The sequence below is a fragment of the Thermostichus sp. OS-CIW-31 genome, from assembly GCF_054060305.1.
The window spans coordinates 19,591-37,077 of the sequence record NZ_JBSSDA010000016.1 but is presented as its reverse complement, the minus strand read 5'-3'; the positions used below and the strand labels follow the sequence as shown (position 1 = coordinate 37,077).

General features: G+C 58.4%; 13 protein-coding genes. 4 read left to right on the top strand and 9 right to left on the bottom strand.

The features are described from left to right. The first annotated feature begins 292 nt into the window (after window positions 1–292). The gene (locus tag ACVWY9_RS10160; protein ID WP_011431964.1) at window positions 293–472 is read left to right on the top strand and encodes a hypothetical protein; all 180 of its coding nucleotides are present in this window, start codon (window positions 293–295) and stop codon (window positions 470–472) included. Between the two features lie 191 nt (window positions 473–663). Here ACVWY9_RS10160 and ACVWY9_RS10155 read toward each other — a convergent pair whose 3' ends face one another. Together ACVWY9_RS10155 and pdhA are read right to left on the bottom strand one after the other, a co-directional pair. After that, window positions 664–2,250, bottom strand: coding sequence for an NAD(P)H-quinone oxidoreductase subunit 4 (locus ACVWY9_RS10155; RefSeq protein ID WP_457388263.1), 1,587 nt, complete (start codon window positions 2,248–2,250; stop codon window positions 664–666). A 256-nt stretch (window positions 2,251–2,506) separates the two neighbouring features. Next, window positions 2,507–3,508, bottom strand: a complete 1,002-nt coding sequence (gene pdhA, locus ACVWY9_RS10150; protein WP_457388262.1) for a pyruvate dehydrogenase (acetyl-transferring) E1 component subunit alpha — start codon at window positions 3,506–3,508, stop codon at window positions 2,507–2,509. Window positions 3,509–3,833: 325 nt separating this feature from the next. Between pdhA and ACVWY9_RS10145 the strand changes: the two genes are divergently transcribed. Then, a complete protein-coding gene (locus tag ACVWY9_RS10145) occupies window positions 3,834–4,646 on the top strand; it encodes a phosphatidate cytidylyltransferase (protein ID WP_457388261.1) in 813 nt (270 codons plus the stop codon). Window positions 4,647–4,707: 61 nt separating this feature from the next. Here ACVWY9_RS10145 and ACVWY9_RS10140 read toward each other — a convergent pair whose 3' ends face one another. Then, a complete protein-coding gene (locus ACVWY9_RS10140) occupies window positions 4,708–5,358 on the bottom strand; it encodes a hypothetical protein (RefSeq protein WP_457388260.1) in 651 nt (216 codons plus the stop codon). Between the two features lie 166 nt (window positions 5,359–5,524). On the opposite strand from ACVWY9_RS10140, the gene ACVWY9_RS10135 reads away from it, so the two are divergent. Together ACVWY9_RS10135 and ACVWY9_RS10130 are read left to right on the top strand one after the other, a co-directional pair. Continuing rightward, window positions 5,525–8,263, top strand: coding sequence for a valine--tRNA ligase (locus tag ACVWY9_RS10135; RefSeq protein ID WP_457388259.1), 2,739 nt, complete (start codon window positions 5,525–5,527; stop codon window positions 8,261–8,263). Window positions 8,264–8,487: 224 nt separating this feature from the next. Continuing rightward, the gene (locus tag ACVWY9_RS10130; RefSeq protein ID WP_011431969.1) at window positions 8,488–8,811 is read left to right on the top strand and encodes an RNA recognition motif domain-containing protein; all 324 of its coding nucleotides are present in this window, start codon (window positions 8,488–8,490) and stop codon (window positions 8,809–8,811) included. A 205-nt stretch (window positions 8,812–9,016) separates the two neighbouring features. Here the strand turns inward: ACVWY9_RS10130 and cobN are convergent, their stop codons facing one another. The 6 genes from cobN to ACVWY9_RS10100 all read right to left on the bottom strand — a co-directional run bounded on the left by cobN (window position 9,017) and on the right by ACVWY9_RS10100 (window position 17,466). Further along, window positions 9,017–11,233 (bottom strand): cobaltochelatase subunit CobN, encoded by a 2,217-nt coding sequence (cobN, locus tag ACVWY9_RS10125; protein WP_457388258.1) that lies wholly within the window; start codon window positions 11,231–11,233, stop codon window positions 9,017–9,019. Between the two features lie 578 nt (window positions 11,234–11,811). Beyond that, window positions 11,812–12,588: an RNA-guided endonuclease InsQ/TnpB family protein gene (locus ACVWY9_RS10120; RefSeq protein ID WP_457388284.1), complete on the bottom strand. Its 777-nt coding sequence runs from the start codon at window positions 12,586–12,588 to the stop codon at window positions 11,812–11,814. Window positions 12,589–12,621: 33 nt separating this feature from the next. Beyond that, a complete protein-coding gene (locus tag ACVWY9_RS10115) occupies window positions 12,622–12,906 on the bottom strand; it encodes a hypothetical protein (protein ID WP_457388257.1) in 285 nt (94 codons plus the stop codon). A gap of 633 nt (window positions 12,907–13,539) precedes the next feature. Next, the gene (locus ACVWY9_RS10110; protein WP_457388256.1) at window positions 13,540–14,436 is read right to left on the bottom strand and encodes a gamma-glutamyl-gamma-aminobutyrate hydrolase family protein; all 897 of its coding nucleotides are present in this window, start codon (window positions 14,434–14,436) and stop codon (window positions 13,540–13,542) included. A 167-nt stretch (window positions 14,437–14,603) separates the two neighbouring features. Beyond that, window positions 14,604–15,668 (bottom strand): ABC transporter permease, encoded by a 1,065-nt coding sequence (locus tag ACVWY9_RS10105; protein WP_011431976.1) that lies wholly within the window; start codon window positions 15,666–15,668, stop codon window positions 14,604–14,606. Between the two features lie 43 nt (window positions 15,669–15,711). Beyond that, window positions 15,712–17,466 carry an ArnT family glycosyltransferase gene (locus ACVWY9_RS10100; protein ID WP_457388255.1) on the bottom strand — a complete coding sequence of 585 codons (1,755 nt, stop codon included), beginning with the start codon at window positions 17,464–17,466 and terminating at the stop codon, window positions 15,712–15,714. Window positions 17,467–17,487 lie beyond the last annotated feature (21 nt).

Genomic DNA, 17,487 nt, shown 5'->3' with positions numbered 1-17,487 from the left:
GAATTCAGACCCACAGACAAGTCAAGAGAAAATAGAATCTTTCTAGGTTTTAAGACTTGTGAAGATAGGGGCAATCCCCTCGCCCAACCTTTTACCCCTTCTGCAACATTTTTCCCATCCCCGGACGGCAACTCAGCAACTCAACGGCTTATGAGATCCTCATTGCTAAGAAAGTTAGCCGATTTTGGGGATCCCTGCGTAATATATTTTTTCACACGCTCCCGCGCAAATTCGCCATCCTAAATATTAGCCATTCTAAGTATTGAGCAGTTGGCGAGCGGAGGGAGAAACAATGAATGCTCAGCAACGCGGCCAAATCATCGCTTCTGAGTGGATGATCGACAGCCAAAACCCAGTACACTCCATTTCTCGGCTCAAGCGTCGGGCGACCTACTCCGATGTAACCCTCTGGTGGTTGGTGGTGCAGCTAAACCTGATGGAACAAAACTCTATCCACACCGATCACCGATAGGATGGACGGCACAAGAACAATCGGCTGCACGAAAATCCCAGCCCAGGAACATCCCGGATCCTAAATCCAATCTTAAAACTTAAAAAAAACAAAAGAAGAGCTGAAAGTTGAGTCGGGTTGCACCTCGAACACCAGCTCTTCTGGACAGAGTAAGGAATAGAGATAAAGAAGAACCGAGTCTCGACCCCCTTTTAATCCTCCAGGGGCAAAGCCGCCACCTGAGCCGATTGCACTGGCAAGGGGAAGAAAGGCCGCTGCACAATCTCAGTTGCCAACACACTGCGCAACTGGGCAGCTACCGCCACCGTCGTGACATCGTAGGTTTGGGTAGCCAGGCGTGGGTAGAAGCCAATGCCGAGGATCGGCAACAGCAGACAGAGGGCCACCGCCATTTCCCGCGGGCGCACATCCCCCAGGTAATCTTCCAAAACCAAGCCGGGATCCTGAGCCCCGTAGAACACCTGCCGCAGCATGGAGAGCAAGTAAATGGGCGTCAGAATGATGCCCACTGCCGCCAGCAGGGCAATTCCAGCTTTGAAGGTCGGCGCATAGGCATCGCTGGTGGTCAAGCCCAAGAACACCGTCAGCTCACCCACAAATCCGCTCATCCCCGGCAGCGCCAGAGAGGCCAGGGATCCCGCCGTAAACAGGGCAAAAGCCTTCGGCATCTGCTTGGCCAACCCTCCCAACTTGTCGAGGGCAAGGGTGTGGGTGCGCTCGTAGGTGATCCCCGTCAGGAAGAACAGAACCGCGGCAATCAGACCGTGGGAGATCATCTGCAGCACTGCCCCATTGATGCCCAGCTCCGTGAAGGCGGAGATCCCGATCAACACAAAGCCCATGTGGGCGATGGATGAATAGGCCAAGCGCCGCTTGAGATGGTTCTGACCAAAGGCGGCCAACGCCCCGTAGATGATGTTCACCACACCCAACACCGCCAGCACCGGGGCGAAGTACACGTGGGCTTCCGACAACATGCCCACATTCATGCGGATCAGGCCATAGCCCCCCATCTTGAGCAGAACCCCCGCCAAGATCATGGAAATGGGAGCAGAGGCTTCGCTGTGGGCATCCGGCAGCCAGGTGTGCAGCGGGAAAATCGGCAGCTTCACCCCAAAGGCGATCAGCAAAGCCGCATAGGCCAACAGCTCCAAGGCCACCGGGTAAGACTTAGCGCTCAGCTCTGCCATCTCCAGGCTGAAGCCCTCGCCATAGAAGGCCATTGCCAGGGATCCCACCAGGATAAAAATGGAGGCGGCAGCGGTGTAGAGGATGAACTTGGTGGCGGCGTACTGGCGCTTCGGCCCACCCCAGATGGAGATGAGCAGATAGACCGGCACCAGCTCGATCTCCCACATCAGGAAGAATAGAAGCATGTCCTGCGCCAGAAATACGCCCACCTGGGCGCCGTACATCAGCAGCAGCAGGAAGAAAAACAAACGCGGCTTGTGGGAGAGATTCCAAGCCGCCACAATCGACAGGGTCGTGATCAAACCCGACAGCAACACCAGCGGGAAGGAGAGGCCGTCCACCGCCAGCGACCAGTGGAATCCAATTTGGGGCACCCAGGCGTAGCGCTCCGCCAGTTGCAGAGAAAAGTCCTGCAGGTCATAGTGCCGCGCAAAGACATAGACCATCAGGCCCAAATCAAAAGCCCCCACAGCGAGGGCATACCAACGCACCCAACGGCTCTGGGGGATCAAGGGGATCCCGAAGGCTGCCAGCAGAGGCAAGAGCACCAGCACCGACAGCCAGGGAAACTCAAGAGGATTGCTCATGACCGGGAATAAATACTCATGCTCGATACCTCAATGATATGAAGCTGTGTAAACAAATGGGAAGCGATATTTACAAAAAAATCTGCGCAATAGCGCAGATCTCGAGAAGGTTTCTCCAATGCCAATCATCGAGGATCCTCAAGGGATCCGGCGCGATAGCGCTCCGTCGGGTGGATGGGCCACCCGAGTTGGCCAGAGAACCTTGTGGGGATCCCCCGGCAAGCGACTCCCCCGCTACCGGGGAAGTGGCCAGGATCTACTCGTCTTCGGCAAAGACAAAACGGTGCAGCTCGTCCAGGGTTGGCTCTGGGCTTTCCAGAGCAAAAAGAACCGCGTCCTCAATCACGGCGCTGACCTCCGCGTGGATGGCTTGGAAGTCTGCCTCGGTCATTAGGTTGTGCTCCAGGGCATAGCGTTCCAGTTGCTTGATGGGATCCCGCTGCCGCCAGAACTCTTTTTCCTCAGGACTGCGCAGCTCGTCAGGGTCGGCAAGGGAATGGCCCCGAAAACGATAGGTGATGCACTCTAGCAAGGTGGGGCCTTCTCCGGCACGGGCGCGGGCAATGGCCTGTTGGGCGGCCTCTCGCACTGCTAGCACATCCATCCCATCCACCTGGTAGCCGGGCATGCCAAAAGCCGGGCCCTTGCGGTAGATATCGGTGTCGGAAGTGGAGCGCTCATGGGCCATGCCAATAGCCCAGAAGTTATTTTCCACCACATAGACGATGGGCAACTTCCAGAGGGCGGCCATGTTGAGGCACTCGTAAAACTGGCCGTTGTTGCAGGCTCCATCCCCAAAGAAGCAGGCGGTTACCTGGTCAGTGCCCCGGTATTTGGCAGAAAAAGCAGCCCCCGTCGCCACTGGGATCCCTTCGGCCACAAAGGCATAGCCCCCCAAGAAATTGTGCTCCGCCGAGAAGAGGTGCATGGAACCACCCCGACCCTTGCTGCAGCCGGTGGCCTTGCCGAACAACTCTGCCATGACCGCCCGCGGCGGGATCCCGGTGCTGAGGGCATGCACATGATCGCGGTAGGTGCTGCACACGTAGTCGGTGGGCTTGAGCGCCTTGATCACCCCCGTAGAGACGGCCTCTTGGCCGTTGTACAGATGCACAAAGCCGAACATCTTGCCCTTGTAGTACATTTCGGCGCACTTGTCTTCAAACAGGCGGCCCAGCACCATGTCTTCATAGAGAAGACGAGCCTCTTCGGCAGAAATGCGAGCAGTTGTGGAGCGCGAAGTAAGTTCTTGAACCATGCTGCGGTGCAACGAATCAGAGGTATCTTAGGCGGTCAGCAGTGAGCTTTGCGGTTTGCCCATTATCTCATGCTCCAGTCTGCCTGCCACCTTCTCGGAAATCCCATCCTGCAGGGCCGAAAGCGGTTGTTTCGAGGCCAAGGGAGTTAAACTGAAAGGCTAGGGCAAGAGGCGTTTCCATTGCAGCAGCCGCATCAGGACTCCGTCCCGCAAACGCGAATCTTGAACACCAGAGGGGGGGTTTCTTCTGCTCTCGGCTTGGACGTCGATCTGCTGGAGCCGGGGGCAAGAGGTATTTGGCCAGCCAACGTGACGGGGTGCGCCCATGGGAGCCCGTTGGGTTAGCGGTTTTGCGGCGGTGTTGTTTGCGTTGGCGGTCACCCTGCTAGGGGGCTGGTATTTTACTGCAGCCATTGGGCTAATCATTTTTTTGGCCCAGTTGGAGTTTTTTCGCTTGGTGCAAGCCAAAGGCAATGCGCCGGCCATGCGCACCACCATGTTTTCCAGCCAGGTGCTGGTGATTTTGCAGCAAGTCAAGCCCGAGTGGACCAGCCCTGCTTTTATCGTGGCGGGATCGATCATCTGTTTTTATTTGCTCTTTAAGCCCAAGGTGGCCACCATTGCCGATATTGCCACCTCAATTTTGGGACTGTTTTACTGTGCTCTGCTGCCCAGTTTTTGGATTCGGGTCAGGGCTTTGTCTTTATCCAAGGGCATTGGCGAAGGGCTATGGATTACGCTGTTGGCCATTGGCTGCGTGATCGCCGCAGATGTAGGGGCCTACCTGTGTGGTCGGGCCTTTGGGCGCACCAAGCTCTCCATCCTCAGCCCGAAGAAAACGGTGGAAGGGGCAGTAGCCGGCATTGCCGCCAGCATGGCCCTGGCCGTGGCCGGAGCCCACGCCCTGAGCTGGCCCTGGAGCTGGCTGAGCGGCAGCGTGTTGGGGTTTTTGATCGGGTTGACCAGCCTGCTGGGCGACCTGACCGAATCGCTGATGAAGCGAGATGCCGGCGTCAAAGATTCCGGGGATCTGATCCCGGGCCACGGTGGCATCTTGGATCGGGGAGACAGCTATGTGTTCACCGCGCCACTGGTGTTTTACTTCATGGAATGGCTCAACGCTTACTCTGGCCTCTAGGGCCGTTTCGTAAGCCTGCCAAAACCCAAGAACGCACACCAGTTACAGGTGCAGGGGATCCTCAATTCAAAATGGCTTGGCAGTCGGGACTCTCTAAAAACACCTCTCGCGAAATGGAGTCTCCAAAGTATCCTAGAGGTGTGGTCACTATTATTGGCTGCTTCAGGCGAAACTCAGTCTCGTCGTAAACCACCAGTTGGCTGATACCGAAAATGGGATCTGCCGCCACCTCGAGAATACGGGCCTTCCGCTGGATAACTTGGGGGGTCTCTACCTCCAGTTCAGAAGGGGTCAGGGGGCGATCCAAACCGAAGAATAGCCGTCCACTTCGACCCACATACACATAAATCTTCTCTGAGTCATCGAACTTCTCTGTACCCACAAAGCAAAAGCTATAGGTGGTGTATGGGATGAAATACAGGCCTACCAACTGGGATTGGCTATTAGACTGAGAGGGGGTTCGCTCGAGGAGGTGCGAAAGCAACAAATCTGCTAACAACTGGGTCGCGGATTGGTTATCAGACTGAGAGTAGGTGTAGGAACCCAAACTCAAGCAAGCCTCAAAACCTGCCAAAGAGTCTAGATGAGGTACCCCCTGACAAATCAGGACGTCACCATCTAAGCTCTCCTGGTCCTGTTGCGCCAAGGCAGGGATCCCAGGGGATAGAGCCATCAGGGCCATCAGTACCGTTGCCGTCAATGATCTGGACATAACGCAGTACCCAAACGCTGAGGACAGCAGTACCCTAGCTCGAAATCCCTCTCTGGCTGTGTGATCGGGGTCAAGACCAACGGGCCACTCTACCCCGAAGGGCAAGGGGTTAGACTGCTACTCTATAAAGTGATTTATCCTTCTCAGCCGTTGGCCTGTTCTCCCCATGACTGCTGCAATTTCCTCCGCCAACCTGCCCAGCCAGTACAACCCCTTCGAGACCGAGCCGAAGTGGCAGCGCTTTTGGGAAGAGAAGGGCTTTTATGTGGCGGATCCCAAGGCACCAGGAGAGGCTTTTAGCATGGTGCTGCCCCCGCCCAATGTGACGGGCAACCTGCACATGGGCCATGCTTTTGCCTTTACCCTGCCGGATGTGGTGACGCGCTACAAGCGGATGCGCGGCTACAACGTGCTCTGGCTGCCCGGCACAGACCATGCCAGCATCGCCGTGCACACCATCCTGGAAAACCAACTGCGCCAAGAGGGCAAGACCCGCTTCGATCTGGGCCGCGAGGCTTTTCTGGAGCGAGCTTGGGCTTGGAAGGAGCAGTCGCAGGGAGCTATCAAGAGCCAATTGCGGCGGCTGGGTCTCTCGCTGGACTGGACGCGGGATCGCTTTACCCTCGACGAGGGGCTGAGCCGGGCGGTAACCGAGGCGTTTGTGCGGCTATACGAGGCGGGGTTGATTTACCGGGGCGAGTATTTGGTGAACTGGTGCCCGGCCACCCAGTCGGCGGTGTCGGATATCGAGCTGGATGATAAAGAGGTCAAGGGCCATTTGTGGCATTTTCGCTATCCCTTGGCCGAGGATCCCAGCCAGTATCTGGTGGTGGCCACCACTCGGCCCGAGACCATGCTGGGGGATACGGCGGTGGCGGTGAACCCCCAAGACGAGCGCTATTGCCATCTCATCGGCCAGTTCATTCGCCTGCCCATTAAAAATCGCCTCATCCCCATCATTGCGGATGAGTATGTGGATCCCTCCTTTGGCTCCGGGTGTGTGAAAATTACCCCGGCCCACGACCCCAACGACTTTGAAATCGGCAAACGGCACCAATTGCCCTTCATCAACATCCTCAATAAAGACGGCACCCTCAACGAAAACGGGGATCCTTTCACCGGCCTAGATCGCTTTGTGGCCCGAGAAAAGGTGGTGCAGTGGTTTGCCGAACATGGCCTGCTGGAGAAGGTGGAGGACTACACCCACACCGTTCCCCACAGCGACCGCGGCGGCGTGCCCATCGAGCCTTTGCTTTCCATTCAGTGGTTTTGCGATGTCTCGGGGATGGGGGCTCGCTGTTTGGAAGAGGAATACCAACGAAATAGCCCCCGCTTTATCCCTGAGCGCTGGACCAAAGTCTACACGGGCTGGCTGGAAAAGCTGCGCCCCTGGTGCATTTCTCGGCAACTGTGGTGGGGCCATCAGATCCCAGCTTGGTATCCAGTCCTCAATGGCCAGCTTCTCGAGGATCCCCAAGCTTTTGTGGTGGCCCGCAACGGCGAGGAAGCGCTGCTCAAGGCACGGGAAAAGTTTGGCCCAGAAGTTGAGCGGGTGGAACAGGATCCCGATGTGCTGGATACCTGGTTTAGCTCTGCTCTGTGGCCCTTTTCAACCCTGGGCTGGCCGGAAGAGACCGAGGACTTCAAACGCTACTATCCCAACTCCCTGATGTCCACGGGCTTTGACATCATTTTCTTCTGGGTGGCCCGCATGGCCATGATGGGATCCCAATTTACCGGCCAGATCCCCTTCAAAGATGTGTACATCAATGGCCTGGTGCGGGATGAGCACGGGGCGAAAATGTCCAAAACCAAGGGAAATGGCATCGATCCCCTGGAGCTGCTGGACAAATACGGCACCGACGCCCTGCGCTATGCCCTGGTCAAAGAGGTGGTGGGGGCAGGGCAGGATATCCGCCTGGCCTATGACCGCAAGACCGGCGAGAGCGCCAGCGTAGAGGCCGCCCGCAACTTTGCCAACAAGATCTGGAACGCCTCCCGCTTTGTGCTCATCAACTTGGAGGGACAGACCCCCGCCCAGCTGGGATCCCCTGCCCCCGAAGCGCTGGAGCTGGCCGATCGCTGGATCCTGTCGCGGCTGCACTCCACAGCCACCCAAGTCATCGCCGAGCTGGAAGCCTATGGCCTGGGCGAGGGGGCGCGCCTGCTCTACTCTCTCATTTGGGATGACTTTTGTGACTGGTACATCGAGCTGGTCAAGCCCCGGCTGCGGGGAGAAAACTTGGCTTCCAAGCGCGCAGCGCAGCAGGTGCTGGCCACCGTTTTGGAAACCATTCTCAAGCTGCTGCACCCCTGGATGCCCCACATCACCGAGGAGATCTGGCAGCTGCTCACCCAGGCCAACCAAACCACCTCTATCTCCGTGCAGCCCTATCCCACCCCGGATCCCAGTTGGATCGACCCTCAACTGGAGCGGGAGTTTGGCTTGGTGATCCAAACCATTACCAGCCTGCGCAACCTGCGGGCAGAAGCCGGCCTCAAGCCCCAGCAGGCCGTCACCGCCCTCCTGGTTACCGACGATCCCACCCAGCAGCAAATTCTCAGGGCTGCCCAAGCCTACATCCGGGATCTAGCTAAGGCTGAGGCTTTGGAGATTACGGGATCCCTGGCCACGGAGCCCAAACAGGTGGCGGCTGCAGTGGTGGGCACGGTGCAGGTGCTGATGCCCTTGGCAGGACTGGTGGATGTGGAAGCGCTGCGGGCCAAACTGCAAAAAGACCTGGCCAAACTGGAAAAAGAGGCCCAAGGGATCCGCGCCCGCTTGGAGAACCCCAATTTTCTCAACCGGGCCAACCCTGAAGTGGTGCAAGCCAGTCAGGAACAACTGGCAGAGCTGGAAGCCCAGATGAGGTTACTGGGATCCAGGCTGGAGAAGCTGGGCTGAGATGGCATCAGCGCAGGCAGAGCGGCGGGGTGATGAAGGCAATCTTCCCAGGATTTGGAAAAATCGGAGTGGCGAGCCCCTACTTCTGTGTTAGGATAGAAGCTGAGATCGTTGTCGGTTGTAGTGCTCGTTTCTTCTGGTCTTGACGGATTTTCACGTTTTGTATTGGCAGACGGCTCTCCGAACATCTCACCCTTTGTTACTCTCTCTTTCGGAGATCGTCTATGTCGATTTATGTTGGCAACCTTTCCTTTAAGGTGACAGAAGCGGATTTGACCGCTGTTTTTGCTGAGTACGGTTCTGTCAAGCGGGTGCAAATCCCCACTGACCGCGAGACAGGCCGCATTCGGGGCTTCGGGTTTGTGGAAATGAGCTCTGAAGCAGAGGAGCAAGCCGCCATTGCTGCGCTGGATGGGGCGGAATGGATGGGGCGCGACCTCAAGGTGAACAAAGCTCGCCCGCGAGAAGAACGCCCCACCTCAGGTTTCCGCTCTGGTAACGCGAACAGTGGCGGTGAGCGGCGGCGGAGTTTTCAATCTCGCTATTGAAACGCCCGCTAGGGCTTCCCGGTAGCTGGCCAGGGGGCACCTAGGCGCGAGCCGGTCTTGGGCTACGATTCCGGGATCCAGCTGTTTCTCTAGCCTGCTTCCATTGTTCCAACAGAGGAGTTGATGAGGGATCCCGATCAACTCCTCTTACTCTTAAGATTCTTCCTTGCTCCCTGAGAGAGGAAAATAAAACGCTTGGCTTGGGTTACGGCGAGTTCGGGGATCCCTCTGGCCAAGGATCTGTCAGGTCGGCGGTCAAGGGATCCCAGTCCCATCCCCAATCGCGGGCAATGGCCTGAGTAATCCCCAGTTGTCCGTGGCCGGGGTAGCGGGCCAGCGCTACCACCAGATCGATAAGCTGCTCGCCGGCAGGGATCCGGCCAAAGATGTGCAGCCCATCGCGAATCTGGGATTCTTTTAGCTCGCAAAGATAGCCATCCAGGCGATTCCAATCTTCTTCTTTTTCCAGGTTGAACTGTTGGTCTAGATGCTCTGCTCGAACCAGCTCCTGAATCTGGGCGCGAATCAGGGGACAACGACTGGGATCCAACTGTTGGGCCTGCACGTACTCATCCATCAGCCGTTCCAAATCCGCCAGGGGGCCGTACAGCTCGGCGCGGGTAAGGGGCGGGGTGAGGTGGTCGATAATCACTGCCTGGGCTCGCCGCTTGGCCTGGGATCCCTCTCCTGGGTCGTTGACGATGAAGGGGTAGAAGTGGGGCATTGGCCCCAGAGCAACCTCCGGGTAGCAGGTGGCGGAAAGAGCGGATCCCTTGCCGGGCAGCCATTCCAAGTTGCCGTGCTTGCCCACATGCACCACCGCTTGAACGGCGAAGACCTGCCGCAGCCACAGGTAAAAAGCCAGGTACTCATGGGGGGGCACCAGATCCGGGGCATGGTAGTTCAAGGACGGATCCCGGTCATAGCCTCGCGGGGGCTGAATGCCTACAAACACCTGCCCTAACTGCAGTCCCACCACGGGAATATCTCGAGAGGGCGGATCCCCCCACTGCCGGACGAGGTCGGTCTGGATGGGCTCAGGCAAGCGGGCAAACCACTCTCGATAAAGGGCAGCAGAAAGGCATTGCCGAGCCGGGCGCAGGGATCCCAAGGGGTCGTAGGTCTGGCCTTCGGTTAGCCAATGGATGAGTTCATCTCCAGTCTGGGGCAGGGGATCTACTGAGTAGCCAGCTCCCGCCAAAGCTTTGAGAATTTCCACACAACTGGCAGGGGTATCCAGACCCACCCCATTGGCCAGTCGCCCGTCCCGACTGGGGTAGTTGGCCAGGATCAAAGCCAGTCGCCGCTGGGAAGGGGGGGTACGCCGCAGTTTCACCCAGTTGGCCGCCAAATCGGCTACAAACTCCACCCGATCCGGCACAGCCGCATAGGCCACCACCTCCGTTTGCAACCGGGGATCCCGCTGTTGAACCGCCTTGAAGGAAACGGTGCGGCTGATGATGCGCCCATCCACCTCCGGCAAAGCCACATTCATGGCCAGATCCCGCGCCCCCAATCCCCGCGTGGAGTTCTCCCAGCTCTGCCGGGATCCACCGCTGAGGATTACCTGCAAAACGGGCACATCCAATTCCTGCCACAGGCTTACATCGGGCTGGTGGCTGTCCAACCGCGCCAGCGAAAAACTGGTGGTGTTGAGCAACAGGTCAATCTGGCCGCCGAAGTGATCCCGAATGGCCTGGGGCAAGTCTGGGTCTTGAAGGCTATAGGTATACAGGCAAAGGGGTTGTAGCCCCCGCTCCACCAAGGCTTTTGCCAATTGATCCACCGGCTCTGTATTCCCCGCCAGAACATGGGCCCGGTAGAGTAAAATCCCCACCTTGGGAGCTTGGGGATCCGTCGGCGAGGCTACGGGAGGTTGGTAGATCCCAAGACGAGGCAACCCTTGTGGATCCGGCGCCGAATATTGGCCCCCCAGAAACTCCCTAGCCAGAAACAGCAGACAGGCAGCCACATTCTCCGCTCCCCCCTCCAGCCAGTACCGCCACACCCGATCCGCCACCGCCAGGGGCACAGTGGAATGGCTCACCAAATCCCAGTCGGGGCGATCGTCCCCAGGAATGACGATCAGGGTGGATCCCTCCTCGGCTGCCACCTGCTTGGCCACCTCCAGGCCATAGCTCCAGTAGGATCTCCCCCCCAACAGGCGGATCAAGATTAGCCGGGCCTGCCGCAGCACCTTCTCGGCGTAGTCATCCAGGCTGAGGGGCTGTTGCAACTGCAGCAGATTAGCTGCCCGTATGGCCGGAAAGTCTTGGGGCAAAAGACGGATGGCCGCGCTCAAAGCCGTCAGGTCCGTATCGGCTGCCGAGAGAACAACAATGGGAGCAGGATCCTGCTCCAGGAAAATGACCCCGGACTGGGTGGGATCCCATCCCCCTGGCAAAGCAGCTATTCGGTGCATGGCCGCTCTCCCAAGAGAAGGAAGCTCAGGCTTAGCGACTGTACTTGAAGCACAGAAGCACCCCAGCTCCCAGCGCTCAACTGGTCAGGAAGGGCTCCCGTAGTGGTTCCCGCTACCCAAGCATTGCCCTGTCCAAAGTGCTCCGCACCGCTGGCGCGATCGACAGCAATAGAGTCAGCCACCTCATTCGCAGGAGTTCCGAACTGGCGAGCCCACTCGATTGAATGCGAACCGTAGGCTCTCAGAAGAATTGAACTGGCAAAAAAAGTTAAAGCACTTGCGAAAACTACCCTGCCCACCCTTTTTTTCATATCCTTCAAGTCCCCCCTTGCCGACTAGGGCAGCACCGCCTAGAGCCTAGCATGGGGCAGCTTTCTGCTGGCTACTGGGGTGTTGAGCTGCCGCAGAGGGATCCCGCCCTGGCAAAGCCTCAGCCTAACGAGCGTATTTGAGTACCAAGACATCTTTCATGCCCGCTCGGGGTTGGTCAGGAAAGGCTCCCCAAGTTACCCCCGCCACCCAAAGATTTCCCCTTCTATCCGAAGCAAGAGAACCGATCCATTGACATTCTCTCCCGCCTAAAGGCGAGGGATTCTTTCCCGGTTTGTGAAACGACTTTCACTTGCCGGGCTACATTGGGCGTGAGGCCAATACCTCAACCCAATGGGGGATGCCATCACCCCAACTACTGGGACATCGAACTGCCCCAGATACTTCCGTCTCAAATTCACTGCACCCACACCGTCGCGGTGAAACCTAAAGCCACAGGCTCGGCAATGATACTCCCTACCACTGGGCTTGTGGAGCATGTTGCAGCGCGGGCACTTCTGCGAGGTGTACCGCTCCTCTTGCAACACCACCCGCATCCCCAACTGCTCTGCCTTGTAGGTGAGCATCCGCCGCACCTGTCCCGACAGCATTTGGTGGATTTTCTGGTTGGCTACCTTGTTGTACTGGGCCGACCGCCGGATATCCCGGATGTCCCCAATCACAACCGTCTGCACGCCTCTTGCTTGGAGCGTGGAGACCAACCTGGTCGTCTGCTTGTGGAGAATGTCCGCCATCTGCTTTGCCAGCCTAGCTAACTGACGCTGCTTAGAACGAACTAACCGCTTCCACCGCCGTGAGTCTCTCTTCTTGCGAGCCATTAGCCTGGAGAGCTTGCCCTTCAGCTTGTTCTGGTAACGCCTTTGGGAACGCAGCAACCGCCCGTTGGCTATGAAAGTTTCCTTCCCATCGTGGGCAACGGCCAGATGCACTTCTCCCAAATCCACCCCTGCCACTTCCCCGGCCTTTGGTGTTTCCTCTTCTTTCCTCTCCGCCTGCCGTTTGCTGGGGTCGTAGCAGGCCCGCAGCTCGTACTGCTTGCCGTCCCAGCCGATTTCTACTTAGACTGGAGTCTCCCACGCCCAAGAAATGACCACAGGCGGGTTGGTCTTGCCGTTGGAAAGAACTAACTTCCCACCCCGAACCCTAATGGCAGAGGACTTCCAGATGACCTTGAAGTAGCGCCGCCGTCTTTTGGGGGGCTTGGCGGTGGGGTCGCTGTTGCGGCGGCTGCGCCAGGATTTCAGGGCAGCACAGAAGCTCTGCACTACGGCGTCAGCACTGTGGGCATGGAGCTCATTTTCTGGGCTGTTGGGGAACCAGCGCATTAAGCTTGCGGGTTTCAACCACAAACCTTTTTTACGGACTACCCGCCAAAAGGAAACGAGGGTTTGGGAATACAGCTGGCCTGCTGCCAAAGCCAACTGGTGCAACTGTGGGGAAGTTCCTAACTTGAGCCTGCGGACGCGATACACTTACTTTCACCGGTGCCCCAACTAAGACAGACTATAGCGCTCTGCGCCGCCGCAGGCGTCCGCGAAAGCGTCACGTAGCGATGAAGTAAAAGCCGCCCTTAAGGGCAGGGCTTGCAACCCAGTTTTCTTGGTCAGGGGTTCTAAACTGGTGGCTCCAGAGTTCATTGCCGATGGCATCGTAAAGGCGCACAAAGGCATCGCTAGGCAACTGACCCGGTCTGCTCGGGAAGAGTTCCACTCGCCGCAGGCACCCAAAAGAGCTGAGCTGGCAAAAGCCAGCCCTAGAGAGACAACCCTCTCCAGCGGTCGCTCCCTGTTCATATGCCCACGGCACCCTGACGGGAAAGGACTCCGTCCCGCTACCGCGTTCGCGTTAGCGTCGCGTAGCGACAACGGCGCTTCTTGACAAGGGGGCACCGCCTAGCAGTTAGCACGGGATAACTGACGGGATAACTGTTGGATGATTCTCCAACGGCAGGACTGTCCTCTGGCCGGGAACCTTCCTCAGGCGACTTGGGGTACGGGCTCAGGGTTGGGCAGCAGGCCAGCTAGGCGCGGGGAAAAACGCAGTGCTGCCTGCACAAAGGCTTGAAACAGACGGAAGTGCAAGGACTCCGTCCCGCTACCGCGAACGGCTTCTTCAAAGGTGAACTCGGGGTGCCACTGCACGGCAACAGCCCAGGGGTGGGTTTCGTGTTCAATGGCCTCGAAAGGACTCCGTCCCGCTACCGCGAACAGCTCATCTCGAGAACGGGCAGCCAAACGCCAACCTGAGGGCACATCGCGGATGGCCTGATGGTGCCAAGAGACCACAGAGATTTCTTCTGCGCCGACGATTTGGTGTAGCCGTGTGGAGCGGATCAGGCTGACATTGTGGCGAATGGGCTTGCGAAAGGACTCCGTCCCGCTACCGCGATCAGCGGGGTTGAAGTGATCCAGCTCGTCGTACACATCAGGCACATGGGGGAAAGGACTCCGTCCCGCTACCGCGAACAGCTTGCCGCCACTGACCACATTTAACAATTGCATCCCCCGGCAAATGCCTAAAACAGGGATCCCCTGGGCCAGCACGGCCTGAGCCAAGGCCACCTCAAATCGATCCCGCTCCGCGTTCACATAGCGCACCTGGGGATGTTGCGGATCCTCTCCAAAGGACTCCGTCCCGCTACCGCGAAAGGTGCTGGGGCAGAGGTCGCCGCCACCGGTCAACACCAGGCCATCCACCCAAGACAGCAAAACCTGGGGTTCGCTTTCGCCTGGGGGAAAAAGAACAGGGATCCCTCCGGCAGCACGAATGGCATCCACATAACGGCCTGGCGCTACAAAGTCTCCCTCGTCATTGCGGTTGCGGGTGGTAACGCCGATGAGCGGTCGATTTGAAAAAGGGGATGTCCGATTCATCCTTCTACGATAACCTTATTTCCCGATGTTGATGGTGCTATGCCTACGGCAGAGGAACCGCACCACTGTCCTGAGCAGAAAAATCCAAAGTTTTCCCCCGCGATAGGAGTTAAATCTCGTTGTTGCGCAACGCTAACGCAAAGGGATCCCAGAAATCGCCGAAGCCATTAACCTTTCCCAAGGAAGTAGCGGCGGCTGATCCCTTGGGCCAGCAAGACGAACAACACCAGGGATCCCTGAATCACACCGGCCAAAGAAGACTCCAATTGCAAAGAGAGAGGCAGTTGCAAGCTGCCGATGTTAAGACTGCTGAAGAAAAAGGCAATCGGCAAAATCAGCAGGGGGTTAAAGCCTGCCAGCATCACCACCAACAAGGCCAGAAAGCCCAAATTGCTGGAGATATTGGGGATGAGGCGATGGAACAGAGCCAACACCTGCAAGGCGCCCGCCAGCCCTGCTAAGCCCCCACAGCAGGCAAATGCCATGAGCAACCTGCGGGTAGCCGGGATCCCCAACCGGAAAGCAGCTACAGGGTTTTTCCCCACCGCCCGCAACTGCAGGCCGAAGCGAGTGTTGCCCACCACCAGCACCGTCAGGGCCAAAGCCAACAGGGCCAGCAGCAACGCCACCGGACTGGCCTCTGACCGCCCCCAGGTGGGCAACCACAGACGGGGATCCAACACTTCCGTCCCGCTCATGGAAGCCACCCCCGGCCTTTTCCAAGGGCCGAAGATCAGGTAGAGCACCCAACCTTGGGCAACAAAATTCAGCCCCAGCCCAGCGAAGATCTCGTTGACCCGCCCCCACACATTCAGGATCCCGGCCAACAGGCCCCAGCCCGCCCCCCCCAGGATCCCGGCCAAAAGCGCCAAGGTAATGGCCAGTGGCGGCGGCAACCATCCCGCTTCCAGACGCACCAGAAACGTGGCCGCAATTGCCCCGACCACCATTTGCCCTTCGATGCCCAAGTTGTAGAGACCGGCAACAAACGTAAACACCAGCCCACAGCAGCAGAGGACAAGGGGAGCCAGCGTTGCCAAAACCCGGCCAAACTGAGCTTCAGTGCCGAAGGCCCCCTGCCACATGCTGGCCGCCACCTGGAGAGGTGAAGCCCCCGCCAGCAGGATCACCCCCGCCACAAATAGCAGCGCTGCCAGCCAAGCCAATCCCTGGATTACCCAGGTACGCTCTAGAGACACCCACGACCGGCCCGATTCCGCTATTCCCGCCATGCTTTAACACTTCCTAGGATTCTTAAACTTAAGATTTTTAAACTCAAAGAGGCTCCCCGCTGCCCTGCTCCAAGAGGGGATCCAAACGGCGCACCAGTTGCCAGCCCTCCACCTCCGCCAGAGGTTGTAACCCCAAATCCCGGATCTCCACCTGTTCTGCCTGCACCGGAGATACCCAAAGGTAGTCTCCATGCTCCCCTCGTCGCAGAGCCTGATCATCCACCCATCTCCCCGGATTAGGGGTATAAAAAGCGATGGCCTGGGCCTGACAGACATCCGGCAAGCCGCTGCGGCCAATATCCACCACCGTCTCCCCAGACTCTGTCGAGGACTCCGTCCGAATAGCGCGAACGGACGGGGGCAGCATTTGGTTCCAATCCATTTGGGCAAAAGCAGGGCTGAAGTTGCCGAAATCAGGCCGCAAGACGATGGTGATCATGGCGAGGATCCCGGCCAACAAGAGGATTCCCACCCACAGCTCGCCGGCGCAGCGCAACACCCGCCACCAACTCCAGATCCCCGGCAGCAAGAGGTACAAAAGACCCATCGCCACCAGCGGCCAAGCGTGGGATTGCAGAAGCTCCAGACCGTCTACGCCCAGCCGGACGGCCACCCCCAAACCCAACAGCAGCAGCCCCACCGCTGCCAGGCCCCAAGAGATCACCTGAGCCAGACGGGGCTTTAAGTGCTCCGCACCGCTGACGCGACCCCGCATAGCCAACGCTTGATCCAAGGCTACCCCGGCCAAGAGAGCCAGCCAAGGGTAAAGCTGCACGGTGTAGTAGGGGGTTTTGGTGGGATAAAGCTGCAACAACAACAGCAGCAGCAGGGGGAAAGACCAGATTAGCAGCGTGGATCCCGGCTGCTGGCGCACCAGGAGAAAGCCACCCACCAAAGCCAAAACCGTCCACGGGAAGCCATGAACGGGAATGTGCCAAAAGTAGTACCAGCCGGTGGCATCCGCATGGAAGGGCTCTTGCCCCAGATCCCACACCTTCCCCACCAGGGTGGTCAGCACCTGTGGGCCATACACCTGCATGGCTGGACCTAGCCAGAGGCCAAAAATCCCCAAGCCCAGCCCAAGCGCCAGCCAAAATGGGGCGGATCCCATCCAGCGGCGCCGTTGCTGCACGAGATAGGGGATCAAAGCCGCCCCCGGCAGCAGGATCATGGCACTTTTCATCAGCAGGCCCAGCCCGAAGGCCACTCCGGTTAGCCAAAACCAAACCCTGTGGCCGCGGATACCGTTGACCAGCCCCAGGATCCCCAGCAGCTCCAGAAAGGTCAAGGGCACATCCTGCCCCACCAGCCGCCCCTGCTGCACCCAGAGGTAGCACAGGGGCAAAACCGCCATCCCCAAAAAGGCCGCCCGCATCGGCAAAAAAAACCACCCAATCCAACCCACCAGGGGAATGGAGAGCAAAGCAGCGAGGATCCCTGGCAGCCGCGCTGCCCACTCGTTTACCCCGTACAGGGCAAAACTGAGGGCCACGCTCCAGGTGAGCAGAGGGGGTTTCTCGAAAAAAGGCTCCCCCAAAAAAGTGGGCCCCAGCCAATGCCCTCCCCGCAGCAGCTCGCGGGCCATTTGGGCATAAAAGCTCTCGTCGCAGCCGGCCAAACTGGGATCCGCCCCCGAAAGCACAAACAGAGGCACTGCCAGGCCCATGACTAGTAGGCTTAGGCCCCAAAAGGGCACTAGGTGCGGGTCGCGGCGAAACTGAACGAAGGAGCTGGATCCCGGCAGGGATCTGCGGCTAGGAGAACTGCCCAGACGGTTGGGGTTGCCGAAAGGACGCATGGGACAAGTCAGCAAGGGGCG